The 15179-nt window shown below is 67.8% G+C and carries 18 protein-coding genes and 1 tRNA gene; 7 read left to right on the top strand and 12 right to left on the bottom strand.

From position 1 onward, the window contains the following. Positions 1–107: 107 nt before the first annotated feature. Positions 108–518: a MerR family transcriptional regulator gene (locus tag M9979_RS00215; protein WP_254287315.1), complete on the top strand. Its 411-nt coding sequence runs from the start codon at positions 108–110 to the stop codon at positions 516–518. A 7-nt stretch (positions 519–525) separates the two neighbouring features. Here the strand turns inward: M9979_RS00215 and M9979_RS00210 are convergent. From M9979_RS00210 to M9979_RS00185, 6 genes are all read right to left on the bottom strand, one after another. Beyond that, a tRNA-Lys gene (locus M9979_RS00210) sits at positions 526–601 on the bottom strand. A 115-nt stretch (positions 602–716) separates the two neighbouring features. Beyond that, entirely contained in the window at positions 717–1826 is a 1110-nt protein-coding gene (rodA, locus tag M9979_RS00205; RefSeq protein WP_254287314.1) for a rod shape-determining protein RodA, read from the bottom strand. Continuing rightward, entirely contained in the window at positions 1823–3922 is a 2100-nt protein-coding gene (gene mrdA, locus M9979_RS00200) for a penicillin-binding protein 2 (RefSeq protein WP_254287537.1), read from the bottom strand. Before mrdA ends, rodA begins: the two co-directional genes overlap by 4 nt. After that, positions 3922–4446 carry a rod shape-determining protein MreD gene (mreD, locus tag M9979_RS00195; protein WP_254287313.1) on the bottom strand — a complete coding sequence of 175 codons (525 nt, stop codon included), beginning with the start codon at positions 4444–4446 and terminating at the stop codon, positions 3922–3924. Before mreD ends, mrdA begins: the two co-directional genes overlap by 1 nt. A gap of 4 nt (positions 4447–4450) precedes the next feature. Continuing rightward, entirely contained in the window at positions 4451–5329 is an 879-nt protein-coding gene (locus M9979_RS00190; RefSeq protein ID WP_254287312.1) for a rod shape-determining protein MreC, read from the bottom strand. A 56-nt stretch (positions 5330–5385) separates the two neighbouring features. Further along, a complete protein-coding gene (locus M9979_RS00185) occupies positions 5386–6432 on the bottom strand; it encodes a rod shape-determining protein (RefSeq protein WP_277998318.1) in 1047 nt (348 codons plus the stop codon). Between the two features lie 130 nt (positions 6433–6562). On the opposite strand from M9979_RS00185, the gene mutL reads away from it, so the two are divergent. After that, positions 6563–8398 (top strand): DNA mismatch repair endonuclease MutL, encoded by a 1836-nt coding sequence (gene mutL / locus M9979_RS00180; protein ID WP_254287311.1) that lies wholly within the window; start codon positions 6563–6565, stop codon positions 8396–8398. Here the strand turns inward: mutL and M9979_RS00175 are convergent. The 6 genes from M9979_RS00175 to M9979_RS00150 form a co-directional block, all read right to left on the bottom strand. Beyond that, positions 8307–8765 (bottom strand): hypothetical protein, encoded by a 459-nt coding sequence (locus M9979_RS00175; RefSeq protein WP_254287310.1) that lies wholly within the window; start codon positions 8763–8765, stop codon positions 8307–8309. The two genes, mutL and M9979_RS00175, sit on opposite strands and share 92 nt — an antisense overlap. 160 nt (positions 8766–8925) lie before the next feature. Next, a complete protein-coding gene (locus M9979_RS00170) occupies positions 8926–9222 on the bottom strand; it encodes a hypothetical protein (RefSeq protein WP_254287309.1) in 297 nt (98 codons plus the stop codon). A 46-nt stretch (positions 9223–9268) separates the two neighbouring features. Continuing rightward, on the bottom strand, positions 9269–9865 hold the full coding sequence (gene rplI, locus M9979_RS00165) for a 50S ribosomal protein L9 (protein WP_254287308.1): 597 nt from the start codon (positions 9863–9865) through the stop codon (positions 9269–9271). 12 nt (positions 9866–9877) lie between these two features. Continuing rightward, positions 9878–10102, bottom strand: coding sequence for a 30S ribosomal protein S18 (gene rpsR, locus M9979_RS00160; RefSeq protein WP_007403456.1), 225 nt, complete (start codon positions 10100–10102; stop codon positions 9878–9880). Further along, entirely contained in the window at positions 10102–10545 is a 444-nt protein-coding gene (gene rpsF / locus M9979_RS00155) for a 30S ribosomal protein S6 (RefSeq protein ID WP_254287307.1), read from the bottom strand. Before rpsF ends, rpsR begins: the two co-directional genes overlap by 1 nt. 150 nt (positions 10546–10695) lie before the next feature. Next, a complete protein-coding gene (locus M9979_RS00150) occupies positions 10696–11055 on the bottom strand; it encodes an RcnB family protein (protein WP_254287306.1) in 360 nt (119 codons plus the stop codon). 194 nt (positions 11056–11249) lie between these two features. On the opposite strand from M9979_RS00150, the gene fabD reads away from it, so the two are divergent. The 5 genes from fabD (at position 11250) to fabF (ending at position 15177) form a co-directional block, all read left to right on the top strand. Further along, complete coding sequence (fabD, locus tag M9979_RS00145; protein WP_254287305.1) at positions 11250–12209, top strand: ACP S-malonyltransferase; 960 nt, start codon at positions 11250–11252, stop codon at positions 12207–12209. A 29-nt stretch (positions 12210–12238) separates the two neighbouring features. Beyond that, positions 12239–12655 carry a GxxExxY protein gene (locus tag M9979_RS00140; protein ID WP_254287304.1) on the top strand — a complete coding sequence of 139 codons (417 nt, stop codon included), beginning with the start codon at positions 12239–12241 and terminating at the stop codon, positions 12653–12655. 12 nt (positions 12656–12667) lie between these two features. Beyond that, on the top strand, positions 12668–13408 hold the full coding sequence (gene fabG / locus M9979_RS00135; RefSeq protein ID WP_254287303.1) for a 3-oxoacyl-[acyl-carrier-protein] reductase: 741 nt from the start codon (positions 12668–12670) through the stop codon (positions 13406–13408). Between the two features lie 120 nt (positions 13409–13528). Then, entirely contained in the window at positions 13529–13765 is a 237-nt protein-coding gene (locus M9979_RS00130; protein WP_019515010.1) for an acyl carrier protein, read from the top strand. Between the two features lie 155 nt (positions 13766–13920). Next, positions 13921–15177 carry a beta-ketoacyl-ACP synthase II gene (gene fabF / locus M9979_RS00125; protein WP_254287302.1) on the top strand — a complete coding sequence of 419 codons (1257 nt, stop codon included), beginning with the start codon at positions 13921–13923 and terminating at the stop codon, positions 15175–15177. Positions 15178–15179 lie beyond the last annotated feature (2 nt).

The following is a 15179-nucleotide window of genomic DNA, read 5'->3' as shown; positions in this document are numbered from 1 at the left end:
GCAGGGTCGTTTCACAGCCGCCGCAGCATCCACCTGCCGTGTCGTCACCTCGAAATTCTTAACGCGATCGCCTATATGGACCCTGTAGCTACTACAGGGTCAAGAGCATGGCGTTGACGATCGGCGATATGGGAAAAGCGACTGGGACCAAGATCGAGACCATCCGCTATTACGAACGGATCGGTCTCCTGCCGAAGCCGCCTCGGACAAGCGGAAACTATCGGGATTATGGCGCGGCCGAGCTAGGGCGACTGTCGTTCATCCGCCGCGCGCGAGATTTGGGCTTTTCGCTGGATCAGGTCCGCGCGCTGCTGACGTTGTCGGATGACCGGCAGCGCGATTGCGCGACAGTGGACCGCATCGCAGAGGGGCATCTGCGCGAGGTCGAACGCAAGATCACCGATCTGACGGCCTTGCGGCGCGAACTGAAAGCCGTGATCGAATCCTGTGATGGGGGCACGGTCGCCACTTGCCGAATTATCGAAGCGCTCGGGCCGGAAACATCAGTCTGGCAATGACGAAAGGTGGTGGACGCACTTGGGCTCGAACCAAGGACCCGCTGATTAAGAGTCAGCTGCTCTACCAACTGAGCTATGCGTCCATTCGACTGGCTTGGAAAGGCGCTTTGGAGAGGCGCCGGCCCCGTCGGGAGGCGGCCAATTAGCAGCCGATCCGCAGGTTGCAAACCCTTTTTTGCGGGCGCGGCATTTTTTGCCCTACCAGCGCACCGCGCGGCGGTTCTGGCGGTCGATCGACATCAGGATGCCCAGGCACAGCAGCACCGTCATCTGTGCCGAACTGCCGAAACTGACGAGGGGCAGGGGGATGCCGACAACGGGGGCGAGGCCCATCACCATCGAGAGGTTGATCGCGACGTAGAAGAAGATCGTCGTGGCGAGGCCCGCCGCGGTCAGGCGCGCGAAGCGGGTCGTCGCCTGCTGCCCGACGTTGACGCCCCAGCGGATGACGAGGAGGAAGGCGAGGATCAGCAGGCAGCCGCCGACCAGGCCCCATTCCTCAGCCATCGTCGCGAACACGAAGTCGGTGTGGCCTTCGGGAAGGTAGTCGAGATGGCTTTGCGTGCCGTTGAGGAAGCCCTTGCCCCACAGCCCGCCCGAACCGATCGCGATCTTCGACTGGCTGATGTGATAGCCCGTGCCGAGCGGGTCGCTTTCGGGATCGAGGAAGATCAGCACGCGGTTGCGCTGATAGTCGTGCAGCACATAGTTGAACGCGATCGGCGCGGCGATCGACAGCGCCAGCGCGCCGCCGATGAACAGCCGCATCGGCACGCCCGCCAGGAACATGACGATGATCCCCCCGCCGCAGACCATCAGCGCGGTGCCGAGATCGGGCTGTTTGGCGATCAGCGCGGCGGGGATGCCGATCAGCAGCGCGGCGGGCCAGATCGCGCCGAACCGCCGCGTCTCGCCGGGCGGCAGCATATCGTAGAAGCGCGCGCAGGCGAGGACGATCACCGGCTTCATGAATTCGGACGGTTGCAACCGGATGCCGACATCGAGCCACCGCTGGCTGCCGCCGCGCACCGCGCCGACCAGCTCGACCAGCACCAGCGCGATGACGATCACCACATAGGCGGGCAGCGCCGACGATTTCCACACGCGTTCGGGGACGTAGGAGATGGCGAGCGCCGCACCGAGCAGCACGAAGAAGCGGATCCCCTGCGACAGCGCCCAGGGCTGGAGCGAGCCGCCTGCGGCGGAATAGAGCACGACCTGGCCGAAGGCGCCGATCGCGACCACCAGCAGGATGACGCGCCACGGCAGCCGCGCGATTGGATCGGGGACGAGGCGCGTGCGGCTCATGGTGCCGTCCGTTCGGGGGCGCCGTCGTCGGGCGCGAGATCGCCGTTGGCGACGGCGGGGGCGAGCGCCGCCTGCGTCTGGTTGGCGAGGTCCGTTGCGGCCTCCACCGCGTCCGAATCGCTCGGAACGGAGGGATCGGTCTTGGTGGCGTTGGCGGCGGGCGGCGGCGACTGCGCGGCGCGATAGGCATCCGCCTGCGCGGTCATGCGGGTCTGGATATCGCCACCCCAGGTCGGCTCGACCTCGGCGAGGCTCCTGATCGCGCGGTCGCGGTCGAACAGCCAAGTCATGATGTCGCGGCCGATCATCGGCGTGTCGAGATTGCGGACGGTATGGCCGTTATGCTCCAGCACCACCGCGATGGCGTAACGCGGGTTGTCGGCGGGCGCGAAGCCGACGAACAGCGCGTGGTCGCGCATCTTGAAGGGCAATTGCCCGTTCTTGAGCACGCCGGTGCTGCGCCGTTCGGCCATGGTGATGCGACGGACCTGCGCGGTGCCGGTCTTGCCGGCGATCGCGACGCCGGGCACCAGCAGCCGCGCCGCGCCGCCGGTGCCGCCCTGGTTGACCACACCGTACATCGCGTCGCGCACGGTTGCGAGATGCTCCGAGGCGACGGGCAAGGCTGGCACGTCGAGGTGGACGCGATTGGCAAGCAGGCTGGGCAACAGTGCCCGGCCCGACGCGATCCGCGCCGCCATCACCGCCAGCTGCAGCGGATTGGCGAGGACATAGCCCTGGCCGATCGCGGCGTTGAGGCTGTCGGCGACGGTCCAGCGCGCCTTGTACTTGCGCAGCTTCCACGCCGAATCGGGCACGGTGCCGTAGCGCTGGGTCGAGAAGGGCAGGTCGAACTTCTCGCCGAGCCCCATGACATGCGCGATCGGCGCCACCTTGTCGTAGCCGATGCGCCGGACCATTTCCCAGAAATAGACGTCGCAGCTCTGCTCGATCGCGCGCTTCAGATCGACGGGTCCATGGCCGCTGCGCTTGTGGCAGTGGAACAGGCCGCTGCCGATGCGGATGACGCCCGAACAATTGACGTGGTCGCTGGCGGGCACGCCCGCCTCGAGCAGCGCGAGGCCGGCAAGCGGCTTCACCGTCGATCCCGGCGGATACAGACCCTGCGTGACCTTGTTCATCAGGGGCACATGGTCGTCGTCGGACAGCATCTTCCATTCGAGATGGCTGATCCCGTCGGAAAAGCTGTTGGGGTCGTAGGCGGGCATCGACGCCATCGCCAGCGTCTCGCCCGTCCGGCAGTCGATCACTACCGCCGATCCCGAATTGGTGCCGAGCCGGCGCGCGGCATATTCCTGTAGGCCGACGTCGATCGTCAGCCGCTGCGTCTTGCCCGGCACGTCGGCGCGGGTCGGCAGTTCGGCGACGACCTTGCCGCGCGCGGTGACCTCGACGCGCTTGGCGCCGGGCGTGCCGCGCAGCTGCGTCTCGAGCTGCTTTTCGAGGCCGTCCTTGCCGAGCTTGAAGCCCGGCGTGACGAGCAGCGGATCGCGCGTCTGCTTGAACTGTTCGGCATTAGCCGCGCCGACATAGCCGGTGAGATGCGCGACCGCGGCTCCGGCGGGATAGGCACGCGCGAAGCCGCGAGTGGGGGCGACGCCGGGCAGCTCGGGCTGGCGCAGGCTGACCGCGGCGAAGCGGTCCCAGCTGATGTTCTCGGCGACCTGCACCGGCTGGAATCCGGCGGCATGGTCCAGATCGATGCGAATGCGCTCGACCTCTTCGGGCGGCAGCGCCAGCAGCCTAGCGAGCAGCGTCAGCACGCGGTCGCGCCCGGCGTCGCCGCCCTCCAGCCGGTCGGGAATGATGTCGACGCGGAAATCGGTGCGGTTGTTGGCGACCGGCGCGCCATGACGGTCGACGATCCAGCCGCGGCGTGGCGGGATCATCGTCAGATTGACGCGGTTGCTTTCGGCGAGGAGATTGTATTTCTCGTTCTGCGCGATCGCCAGCCAGCCCATCCGCGCGGCGAGCAGCACGCCGACCGCACCCTGCGCGGTGCCGAGCAGCCAGGCGCGGCGCGAGAAGCTGTAGGTCTGCATCGCCTCGGTGACGATGCGCGGCGCGCGGCGCATCATGCCGCGGCACCGCGCTTGCGGTCGATCCACGCCACCAGGCGCGCCGACAGAGGAAAGAGCATCACCGCGATCACGATCTGCGCCACTAGCACGGTATCGACGTGCGCGCCGAGGGGGAGCGCGATCCAGCGCCCGATCGCGAGGCAGAAGGCGATCGCGCCGCTCGCGATCAGCCAGTCCTGCCAGAAATCGCGGAATACCAGCCGCTGTTCGATCATCTCGATCGCGATGAAGCAGAGCGACCACAGCAGCACCGCCGACCCCAGTGGCTGACCGCTGACGAGGTCGTCGAACAGCCCGAGCGGTGCCGCCGCCCACGGGCGCAAGGCGAAGCGCGCGAGCAGCCGCCAGGTGAGCAGCAGGATGAGGCCGAGCGGCGGCATCAGCGGCAGGCTGGCGACGACCGGCAGCACCGCGGTGAGCGCGGACGCACCGAGCACGCTCGCCCACGGCAGCGCCCGCGCCCTGCCGGGGGGCAGCGGCGGCTCGAACGGCCGATAGTCGATGGAATTCCGGCTCACGCGCTCAGGGTGCCGCCGGGCGCGCGGGCGGGGACGGCGGCATCGGCATGAACGGCCGTTCGACCAGCGCGAAATCGAGCGAATCGGGGGCGGCGTAGGGGATGGCGACGACGCTGTCCGCGCCGGCGCTCTCGACCTGTGCGACCGGCACGCCGGGGGCATAGAGCCCGCCGGTGCCCGAGGTCACGAACATGTCGCCGGTGGCGAAGCGCACGTTGGTCGCGTTGACCGAGCGGATATCGACGCGGCCGTCGCCGCGTCCGGCGGCGATCGCGGGCATCCCGTCGCGGGTGCGGCGGACGGGGACGAGGCTTTCGGGATCGGTGACCAGCAGCACGCGCGCGGCGATCGGTCCCGTCTCCAGCACCCGCCCGACGAGGCCGTTGGGCCCGCGCACCGGCATCCCCGGCCGCACGCCCTGGAAGCGCCCGGCGTTGAGCAGCGCGAAGCGGCGGCCGCTCGACGCGGTCGAGCCGACGAGGCGCGCGGTGGCCACCGCCTCCGGCGTGCGGTCGCGTACCGCCAGCAACGCCCGCAGGCGGCGGTTGTCGTAGGCGATCGTGCGCGCGGCGGTGAGCAGCGCGCGGCTGCGTTTCACCTCGGCACGCAACGCCGTATTCTCGCCATGGACGCGGAACCAGCTGCCGATCGCGGCGGGAACGCTCGCCGCGGCATCGGCGAGCGTGTCGATCACGCTGGCGACGGGGGCGGTCAGCGTGGCAACGCCCATCCGCGCCGCGCTGAACGCGGGCGGATTGAACACCGAGGCGACGAGCAAGGCCGCCCCCACCACCGCGCCCGCCACCGCGAGCACGTAGCCGAAGAACGTCGAATATTGCCGCCGCCGCGAGAAGCCCGTGCGACGGTCGCGGGCAGGCGCCATGCGCCGGTCCCCCCGTCTCTTGAGAGTAGGTACGCCTTACGCGTGTTCCGTTTGCGTCAGCCGGTCTGCAGCACGCCGCGGAACATCGGATCCTCCAGCGCGCGGCCGGTGCCGAGCGCGACGCAGGTCAGCGGGTCCTCGGCGACGGTCACCGGCAGGCCGGTCTCGTCGCGCAGCACCTCGTCCAGCCCTTCGAGCAAGGCACCGCCGCCGGTGAGCACGATGCCCTGGTCGACGATGTCGGCGGCGAGCTCGGGCGCGGTATTCTCCAGCGCGACGCGGACGCCCTCGACGATCGTCGCGACCGGCTCGGACAAGGCCTCGGCGATCTGGCCCTGGTTGATCTGGATCTCCTTGGGCACCCCGTTGACGAGGTCGCGGCCCTTGATGAAGATGATCTTGCCGATGCCGTCGGCGGGCGGACGCGCGATGCCGACCTCCTGCTTGATCCGCTCGGCGGTGGCTTCGCCGATCAGGAGGTTGTGGTTGCGGCGGACGTAGCTGACGATCGCCTCGTCCATCTTGTCGCCGCCGACGCGCACCGACGTCGTGTAGGCGAGGCCGCGCAGCGACAGCACCGCGACTTCGGTCGTACCGCCGCCGATGTCGACGACCATCGAACCGATCGGCTCGGTGACGGGCATGTCGGCGCCGATCGCGGCGGCCATCGGCTCCTCGATGAGGTAGACCTGGCTGGCGCCCGCATTCGACGCGGCGTCGCGGATCGCGCGGCGTTCGACCTTGGTCGAGCCCGACGGCACGCAGATCACGATCTCGGGCCAGCGCGCGAACTTGCGGGGCCCGTGCACCTTGCGGATGAAGTGCTTGATCATCTCCTCGGCGACGTCGATGTCGGCGATGACGCCGTCGCGCAGGGGACGGATCGCCTCGATCGAGCCGGGTGTCTTGCCCATCATCAGCTTGGCGTCGTCGCCGACCGCCTTCACGCGCTTGACGCCGTTGATCGTCTCGACCGCCACCACCGACGGTTCGTTGAGCACGATGCCGCGGCCGCGGACGTAGACCAGCGTGTTCGCGGTGCCGAGATCGATCGCCATGTCGTGGGACATGAACTTGAAGAAGCGGGGAAATGGAAATGCCATCGGGCGCTGGGTTCCGTGTTCGGGACGCAAATAGGTCCGCATCATCCGCCGCAGACCGTGTCGGCCAGGAAGTTCGTCACGTCATGCGTAAGGCTCGCGGGATGCGTCCGCTTGGTATAGAGCATCCGCTGTGTCAATACGCCGTCTGCCCGAACATCTCGTCAATCGCATCGCCGCCGGTGAAGTGGTGGAAAGGCCCGCCAGCGCGTTGAAGGAGCTGGTCGAGAACGCGATCGACGCCGGTGCGAGTCGCATCGCGGTGGTGTTGTCCGACGGCGGCCTTGCGCGGATCGAGGTGGCCGACGACGGCTGCGGCATGACGCCCGCCGACATGGCGCTGGCGCTGGAGCGGCATGCGACGTCCAAGCTCCCCGACGCCCTTGTCGGGGAAGAGGGGGCGATCGAGAACGTCACGACGATGGGCTTCCGCGGCGAGGCGCTGCCCTCGATCGCCAGTGTCGCGCGGCTGACGATCGAGAGTCGCGTGCGCGATGCCGAGGGCTGGGCGCGGGTGGTCGACAATGGCGCGGTGGTGCGCGAGGGGCCCGCCGCGCTGCCGCCCGGCACGCGGGTGATCGTCGAGGAATTGTTCGGCCGCGTGCCCGCGCGGCGCAAGTTCCTGCGCTCGGCGCGGGCGGAATATGCCGCTTGTCTCGATTCGGTACGCCGGCTGGCGATGGCGCGGCCCGATATCGCCTTCACGCTGGAGCATGACGGCCGCCGCGCGCTCGCCGCGAGCCAGGCGGAGGACCGGCCCGCGCGGGTGGCGGCGCTGACCGACCGCGCGCTCGTCGACAATGCGGTGCCGATCGATCTGGAGCGCGACGGACTGGTGCTCGGCGGGGTGGCGAGCTTGCCCACCTACAACCGCGGCGTCGCCGATCACCAATATCTGTTCGTCAACGGCCGGCCGGTGCGCGACCGGCTGCTGATGGGCGCGATCCGCGGCGCCTATGCCGAGATGCTGCCGCGCGACCGCCATGCGGTGGTGGCGCTGTTCCTCGACGTGCCGGCGAGCGAGGTCGACGTGAACGTCCATCCGGCGAAGACCGAGGTGCGGTTTCGCGATCCCGCGATGGTACGCGGGCTGATCGTGTCGGGGCTGCGCCGCGCGCTGGATGCGGCGGGGCACCGCAGCGTGCAGCGGCCGAGCGATGCGGCGCTGGCGATGTGGCGGGCGGAAGACCCGACACATGCCTTCTCCGACCGTCAGCCCAGCGAAAGCTGGGGTCTCCCACCGCAGGGCAGTCCGTTCCTCACGGAGACTCCAGCTTTCGCTGGGGTGACGGGAATGGGTAGCCTCGTTCGCGACCGCCCGACCTTCTTCACCGCACCCCCCGCAGCCCGCGCCGAGCCCGCCTGGGCACCGCCGCCCGACACCGGCGCACACCCGCTCGGGGTCGCGCGCGGGCAGGTCGCCAAGACCTATATCGTTGCCGAGGCGGAGGATGGGCTGGTGCTGGTCGACCAGCATGCCGCGCACGAACGGCTGGTGCTCGAACGAATGCGCGCCGCGCTCGTCGGCGGCCGCGTCGCGGCGCAGGCGCTGCTGATCCCCGAGGTGGTCGAACTCGACGAGCCCGCGTGCGACCGGCTGGAGGCGCGTGCCGGGGAGCTCGCCGAACTGGGTCTGGAGCTGGAGCGGTTCGGCCCGGCAGCGATGCTGGTGCGCGCGACACCGGCGCTGCTCGGGCAGGCCGATCCGAGCGGGCTCGTCACCGATCTCGCCGACGAACTCGCGGCGTTCGATTCGGCGCTGTCGCTGCGCGAACGGCTCGATGCGGTGGCGGGGACGATGGCGTGCCACGGCTCGGTGCGCGCCGGGCGGATCCTGTCGGTCGCCGAGATGAACGCGCTGCTGCGCGAGATGGAGGTTACGCCGCACTCCGGGCAGTGCAACCATGGCCGCCCGACCTGGGTGAAACTGGCGCATGGGGATATCGAGCGGCTGTTCGGTCGGCGCTGAACAGCCACGTTTCCGCCTCGGCCGTGTCGTAGAAAAATGCGACGCCGGGGCGGTCGGGAATATTGAGCCGCTTGGCCTGATGCCGGGCGAGCGAGGCGCCGACGACCATTGCCAGCAACCGCCCCTGGCGCCGGGGATCGCGCACCACTTCGGTGAAGGCGGCAACGACGTCCTGCGTCTGGATGCTCATCTGCGACAGGTCGCACAGCGTGACGTGCTGGTTAGGCGCACCGCGCAATCGGTCATGCTCGACGTGCCACGTGGCGGCGAAGGCACGGACATCGGGTACGGTGAAGAATCCGGCCAATCGGATGTGCACCAGGGCGCGGGCGGCGTCGACGGCGACGTGAAACGTGGCGGCAGGCATAAGTCCGTCCATAGCGGACATTGTACTTCACATATGTTAAAGTCGATGCTGCCAAGTATCCGAACGTGCAGGATATTACCGGTGAGCATCGTGGACGCAAAGGCTGCCGACGCGTTCATCTGCCGGAAACCTTTGCCGGCCTCGCGCATTGAACCGTCCGCTATCCGCAGAGGATTTCGGACCCATGAAACAGATTTTTCCCGTCGTCCTTGCCCTGATCCCGCTGGCAGCGGTGGTCGGCGCCTGCGTCACCTGCCCGTAGGGCGACGCCTTCAGGTCGATCCGGTTTTTCACCGTTCGCCTTGAGCCTGTCGAAGGGCTGGTCTCCGCACGCGACGCCGTCCCTTGTCGAAACAAGTGCTTCGACAGGCTCAGCACGAACGGGGGTGATTGCAACGGCTTGATCCTGCCGCTTGGCAAACGCGACGATCGATACGAAAAAGGCCGCCCGGTGCATTACCGGGCGGCCTTTTCGATGCGTCGGCGACAAGCCGGCGAAGGGGTCAGCCCTGCACCTGCTCCTCGGCCTCCGGCTGAACCTCGGCGGTGGCGCCCGGTTCGGCATTGGGATCGTAATCCTCAATGAAGCCGGCTTCGTCACGCTCGAACATCGATGCCATGACATCGACGCCCGACGCCTGCATCTCGGCCTCTTCGGGCGAGCGGGCGACGTTGACCTTGACGGTCACCGCGACTTCCGGGTGTAGCGCGACGCGCACGTCGTACAGGCCGATCGACTTGATCGGCTTGTCGAGCACGACCTGACTCTTGGTCACCTTGTGGCCGTCGGCGACGAGCGCGTCGACCAGGTCGCGCGCCGCGACCGAACCGTACAGCTGGCCGGTGTTCGACGCCTGACGGATCAGCGTGACGCTCGCGTCCTTGAACGCGACCGCTTCCTTCTCGGCTTCGCCGCGACGGTTGGCGTTGTCCGATTCGATGCGGGCGCGGTTCGCCTCGAACACCTTGCGGTTGGCTTCGTTGGCGCGCAGCGCCTTCTTGTTCGGCAGCAGGAAGTTGCGGGCGAACCCGTCCTTGACCTTCACCACGTCGCCGATGGCGCCGAGCTTCTCGACGCGCTCAAGCAGAATGACGTCCATGTTCCGGACTCCTTACTTAACGACGTAGGGCAGCAGGCCCAGATGACGGGCGCGCTTGATCGCCTGGGCGAGTTCGCGCTGCTTCTTCGCGCTCACCGAGGTGATGCGCGACGGCACGATCTTGCCACGCTCGGACACGAAGCCCTGGAGCAGACGGACGTCCTTATAGTCGATCCGGGGCGCATCCTTGGCGCTGAACGGGCACGACTTGCGGCGGCGGAAAAACGGGCGAGCCATTATGCGGCCTCCTCTTCACGGTCACGACGGGGGCCACGGTCGGGGCGGTCGCCACGCGGGCCGCCGTCACGGCCACCCTCGCGTCCACCTTCACGATCGCCGCGGCGCTCGCGATCGCGCTCCTGCTTGCGCATCATGACGGTCGGACCCTGCTCCAGCTCGTCGACCTTGACGGTCATGTAGCGGATGACGTCCTCGTTGATCTGGGTCTGGCGCTCCAGCTCGGCGACGACGTTGCCCGGGGCATCGATCTCGAGCATGACGTAATGCGCCTTGCGGTTCTTGGCGATGCGATAGGCGAGGCTGCGCAGGCCCCACGTCTCGGTCTTGACCACGCGGCCGCCATTGTCCTGGATGATCTTGGTGGCGGTTTCCGCCAGCGCGTCCACTTGCGCCTGTGCCAGATCCTGGCGCGCAAGGAACGTGTGCTCGTACAGAGCCATGCCTTGTCCTTCGTTGGCCGATCGCTGACGAGCGCCCCATGCGCGTCGCCCCTCCGGCTGTCGTCTTCAATACGAACCGGGGCGGAGAGACTGGCTCTCCACCCCGGATGTGGGCTCCCTTACCGGATCACCGGCAAAAGGCAAGCCGGCTTAGCGGAACGAGCGCTGGATCACGCGGACCACGGTGCCGTTGTCGCGGACGAGGACGGCGTCGCGACCCGAGCGCGCCCAATAGTGCCCGCGCGGCGGCGCGGCGAGGCGATAGGTGCGATAGTCGCGCACGACGCGATAGTTGGTCGCGTAGCGGCGGTCGAAGCGCTGGCCGGCGCGCCATGCGCGGGGGGCGTTATTGCGAACCGTGGTACGCTGCGTCACGACGGTGCGGCCGTTCGGGCGCTCCCTGACGGTGGTGACGGTCCGCTCGCGCTGCGGCGCGGCCTCGGCGGCGCTCACGATCATCGGGCTGGCGACCAGCGTGGCGGCGATCGCACTCAGGATCAGCTTCTTCATCACTCATACTCCCATTCGAAACAGGCGCCGTGTGTCTCGGCGTCGAATGGAAGATGGGGGCGATGTGTCGCACACCTCTTTCACCGACCCGGGAAAACGGTCGCAAGGTGTGGCAACTCCGCAAGGTTCGTTCAGGTTGCGTGAGGGCCGCCGCGGCCCTAGTGGCGCGCTCCTGTTGTCAGAGGAGAGGCACGATGCGGGCTTTCATTTTCCCCGGTCAGGGCAGCCAGTCGGTCGGCATGGGCAAGGCGCTCAGCCAGGCAAGCCCGGTCGCGCGCGAGGTGTTCGGCGAGATCGACGAAGCGCTGGGTCAGCATCTGTTCCGGCTGATGACCGAAGGGCCCGCCGAGGATCTGCAGCTGACCGAGAATGCGCAGCCGGCGATCATGGCCAACGCCATCGCCACGCTGCGCGTGCTGGAGCGCGAGGGCGGCGTGCGGCTTGCCGACAAGGCGGATTACGTCGCGGGCCATTCGCTCGGTGAATATAGCGCCCTGTGCGCGGCGGGGACGTTCGATCTCGCCACCACCGCGCGGCTGCTGAAACTGCGCGGGCAGGCGATGCAGGCGGCGGTGCCGGTGGGCGAGGGCGCGATGGCGGCGCTGCTCGGCGCCGACCTCGACAAGGCGCAGACGATCGCCGGCGCCGCGGTCGACGCGATCCTCGCCGAGGGCGGCGAGGAACTGGTCTGCACCGTGGCGAATGACAACGATCCCAGCCAAGTGGTGATCTCGGGCCACCGCGCCGCGATCGAACGCGCGGTGGCGCTGGCCAAGGACCTCGGCGCCAAGCGTGCGGTGCTGCTCCCGGTGTCCGCGCCCTTCCACTGCCCGCTGATGCAGCCCGCCGCCGACGCGATGGACGCCGCGCTGGCGGAGGCACGCATCGCCGCGCCGCTGGTCCCGGTCTTCGCCAACGTCGACGCGGTCGCGATCGCCGACCCGGGCGCGATCCGGGTGGCGCTGGTCCAACAGGTGACCGGCATGGTCCGCTGGCGCGAATCGGTGCTGGCGATGGCGGCGGCGGGGGTGACGCAGTTCGTCGAATTCGGGGGCAAGGTCCTCTCCCCGATGGTCAAGCGCATCGCCCCGGACGTCGAGGCGATCAGCGTGGTGACGATGGACGACATCGAGGATTTGCTTAAGAAGGTGTGATGTTCACGCGAAGACGCGAAGACGCGAAGATGGTCGATCTTGAGGCGGCTGCCTCGGATGTCATCGACGTGTCGTTTCGTCTTCATCGTGATCTCGGACCTGGTCTGCTGGAAAGCGTCTACGAGACGGTCTTGGCTGCGAAGCTTGCTCAGCTGGGCTATGACGTTCGCCGGCAGATGCCGGTCTCTTTCACTTTCGAAGGGCTGTCGTTCGAGGCGGCCTTCAAGGCTGACCTGATCGTCGAGGGATCGCTGATCGTCGAGATCAAGTCGGTGGAGCGGCTGAACGCCGCTCATGCCAAGCAATTGCTCACCTACCTTCGACTGACCGATCAGCCCCTCGGGCTGCTCATCAACTTTGGAGGCGCAACGCTCAAGGAAGGGCTGCGACGTATCGTCAACGGCCACGACACCTTCGCGTCTTCGCGTCTTCGCGTGAATCAATAAGGATTGCGAAGAATGTTCGATCTCACAGGCATGACCGCGCTCGTCACGGGCGCATCGGGGGGTATCGGGTCCGCGATCGCCAGGGCGCTGGCGGGGCAGGGGGCTCGGTTGGCGGTTTCGGGGTCCAATGCGGACAAGCTGGAGGCGTTTCGGGCGAGCCTTAACGGCGACCATGTCGCGGTGGCGTGCGACCTGTCGGATGCTGCCGCGGTCGATGCGCTGGTGCCGCAGGCGGTCGCGGCGCTGGGGGGGCGGATCGATATCCTTGTCAACAACGCCGGCGTCACGCGCGACAATCTCGCGATGCGGATGAAGGATGACGAGTGGGATCAGGTGATCCGCGTCAATCTGGAGGCCGCGTTCCGGTTGATCCGTGCCGCCGCCAAGCCGATGATGAAGCAGCGCTTCGGGCGAGTCGTGTCGATCACGTCGGTGGTCGGGCAGACCGGCAATCCGGGGCAGGCGAACTATGCCGCGTCCAAGGCGGGCCTCGTCGGCATGTCGAAGGCGCTGGCGCAGGAGCTGGCCAGCCGCAACATCACGGTCAATTGCGTCGCGCCCGGCTTCATCCGGTCGGCGATGACCGACACGCTGCCCGAGGCGCAGAAGAGCGCGCTGCTCGGCCGGATTCCGGCGGGCGACCTCGGCACCGGCGACGATATCGGCGCCGCGGTGGTCTATCTCGCCAGCCGCGAGGCGGGATACGTCACCGGCCAGACCTTGCACGTCAACGGCGGCATGGCCATGATCTGAGCCAGACGGAGGGATCGGCCGGACGGTACGATCCCCAACGGACGCTTGCCACCTGAACCGCCCCGTTCTACGGGCGTTCAGGAAGTATCAAAAACCCCCCAACGTGAAGAGGGATTACACATGAGCGAGACCGCCGACCGCGTGAAGAAGATCGTCGTCGAGCATCTCGGCGTCGAAGCCGACAAGGTGACCGAGGACGCGAGCTTCATCGACGACCTGGGTGCCGACAGCCTCGACATCGTCGAGCTCGTCATGGCGTTCGAGGAAGAGTTCGGGGTCGAGATCCCCGACGATGCCGCCGAGAAGATCACGACCGTCAAGGACGCGATCACCTACATCGACGAGCACAAGGGTTAAGATCCTGGGGCCGAGCGTAGCGCTGGCCCGCGCCCGCTGAGGGCCGGATTCGAACGGCTCCCCGTCCCCGGGCAACGCGGGCGGGGGGCCGTTTTTCGTATCGGCCGCCCGGATCACCGGGTGGCGACATGTCTGGACGAAATGGAGTGAAGGGTATGCGGCGCGTTGTCGTAACCGGATTGGGCCTCGTGACGCCATTGGGCGCGGATGTCGAAACCGCCTGGGCCAATTTGATCGCGGGCAAGTCCGGCGCGGGGACGATCACGCGCTTCGATACCACGGGGCAGAAATGCACCATCGCGTGCGAGGTGAAGCCCAAGGATCACGAATACGGCTTCGACCCCGACAAGCGCGTCGATCACAAGGTCCAGCGCCAGGTCGATCCGTTCATCATCTATGGCATCGACGCCGCGGGACAGGCGCTGGAAGACGCCGGCCTCACCGAGATGGACGAGGCGACGAAGCTGCGCGCGGGCGTCTCGATCGGGTCGGGGATCGGCGGCCTGCCGGGCATCGAACTCGAATCGATCAACCTGCACGAGCGCGGGCCCGGCCGGGTCAGCCCGCACTTCGTCCATGGCCGTCTCATCAACCTCATCAGCGGCCAGGTGTCGATCAAATACGGGCTGATGGGGCCGAATCATGCGGTCGTCACCGCCTGTTCGACCGGCGCGCATTCGATCGGTGACGCCGCGCGGATGATCCGCGACGACGATGCCGACATCATGCTGGCCGGCGGGGCGGAGAGCACGGTCAACCCGCTCGGCGTCGCCGGCTTCGCACAGGCGCGCGCGCTCAACATGAGCATGAACGATCGCCCGACCGAGGCGAGCCGCCCCTACGACAAGGACCGCGACGGCTTCGTGATGGGCGAGGGCGCGGGCGTCGTCGTGCTCGAGGAATATGAGCATGCCAAGGCGCGCGGCGCCAAGATCTATGCCGAAGTAGTCGGCTACGGCCTGTCGGGCGATGCCTATCACGTCACCGCGCCGCATCCCGAGGGCAAGGGCGCTGAACTCGCGATGCGCATGGCGCTGCGCAAGGCGGGAATGGAGCCGTCGGACATCGATTACATCAACGCGCACGGCACCTCGACGATGGCCGACACGATCGAACTGGCCGCGGCGAAGCGCGTGTTCGGCGACGATCTGTCGGGCGCGTCGATGTCGAGCACCAAGTCGGCGATCGGACATCTGCTCGGCGGCGCCGGCGCGGTCGAGAGCATCTTCTGCATCCTCGCGCTGCGCGACCAAATCGTGCCGCCGACGCTCAACCTCGACAATCCCGACGAGGGCACCGAGGGCGTCGATCTCGTCCCGCATGTCGCGAAGAAGCGGGAGGTAAAGGCGGTGCTCAACAATTCGTTCGGCTTCGGCGGCACCAACGCATCGCTGGTGATGAAGGCGATCTGATC

This window comes from Sphingomonas liriopis (genome assembly GCF_024211255.1).
GTDB classification, from domain to species: Bacteria; Pseudomonadota; Alphaproteobacteria; order Sphingomonadales; family Sphingomonadaceae; genus Sphingomonas; species Sphingomonas liriopis.
This window is presented reverse-complemented; position numbering and strand designations above follow the sequence as displayed.

Bases quoted from the DNA above. Each gene is read 5' to 3' on its own strand.
- M9979_RS00170 (WP_254287309.1), bottom strand. From the start codon at position 9,222: ATGCACCGGGCGGCCTTTTTCGTATCGATCGTCGCGTTTGCCAAGCGG.
- M9979_RS00175 (WP_254287310.1), bottom strand. From the start codon at position 8,765: ATGCCTGCCGCCACGTTTCACGTCGCCGTCGACGCCGCCCGCGCCCTG.
- mrdA (WP_254287537.1), bottom strand. From the start codon at position 3,922: ATGCGCCGCGCGCCGCGCATCGTCACCGAGGCGATGCAGACCTACAGC.
- rpsR (WP_007403456.1), bottom strand. From the start codon at position 10,102: ATGGCTCGCCCGTTTTTCCGCCGCCGCAAGTCGTGCCCGTTCAGCGCC.
- M9979_RS00185 (WP_277998318.1), bottom strand. From the start codon at position 6,432: ATGGCATTTCCATTTCCCCGCTTCTTCAAGTTCATGTCCCACGACATG.
- fabD (WP_254287305.1), top strand. From the start codon at position 11,250: ATGCGGGCTTTCATTTTCCCCGGTCAGGGCAGCCAGTCGGTCGGCATG.
- M9979_RS00140 (WP_254287304.1), top strand. From the start codon at position 12,239: ATGGTCGATCTTGAGGCGGCTGCCTCGGATGTCATCGACGTGTCGTTT.
- rodA (WP_254287314.1), bottom strand. From the start codon at position 1,826: ATGAGCCGCACGCGCCTCGTCCCCGATCCAATCGCGCGGCTGCCGTGG.
- rpsF (WP_254287307.1), bottom strand. From the start codon at position 10,545: ATGGCTCTGTACGAGCACACGTTCCTTGCGCGCCAGGATCTGGCACAG.
- M9979_RS00150 (WP_254287306.1), bottom strand. From the start codon at position 11,055: ATGAAGAAGCTGATCCTGAGTGCGATCGCCGCCACGCTGGTCGCCAGC.
- M9979_RS00130 (WP_019515010.1), top strand. From the start codon at position 13,529: ATGAGCGAGACCGCCGACCGCGTGAAGAAGATCGTCGTCGAGCATCTC.
- fabF (WP_254287302.1), top strand. From the start codon at position 13,921: ATGCGGCGCGTTGTCGTAACCGGATTGGGCCTCGTGACGCCATTGGGC.
- fabG (WP_254287303.1), top strand. From the start codon at position 12,668: ATGTTCGATCTCACAGGCATGACCGCGCTCGTCACGGGCGCATCGGGG.
- M9979_RS00215 (WP_254287315.1), top strand. From the start codon at position 108: ATGGCGTTGACGATCGGCGATATGGGAAAAGCGACTGGGACCAAGATC.
- M9979_RS00190 (WP_254287312.1), bottom strand. From the start codon at position 5,329: ATGGCGCCTGCCCGCGACCGTCGCACGGGCTTCTCGCGGCGGCGGCAA.
- rplI (WP_254287308.1), bottom strand. From the start codon at position 9,865: ATGGACGTCATTCTGCTTGAGCGCGTCGAGAAGCTCGGCGCCATCGGC.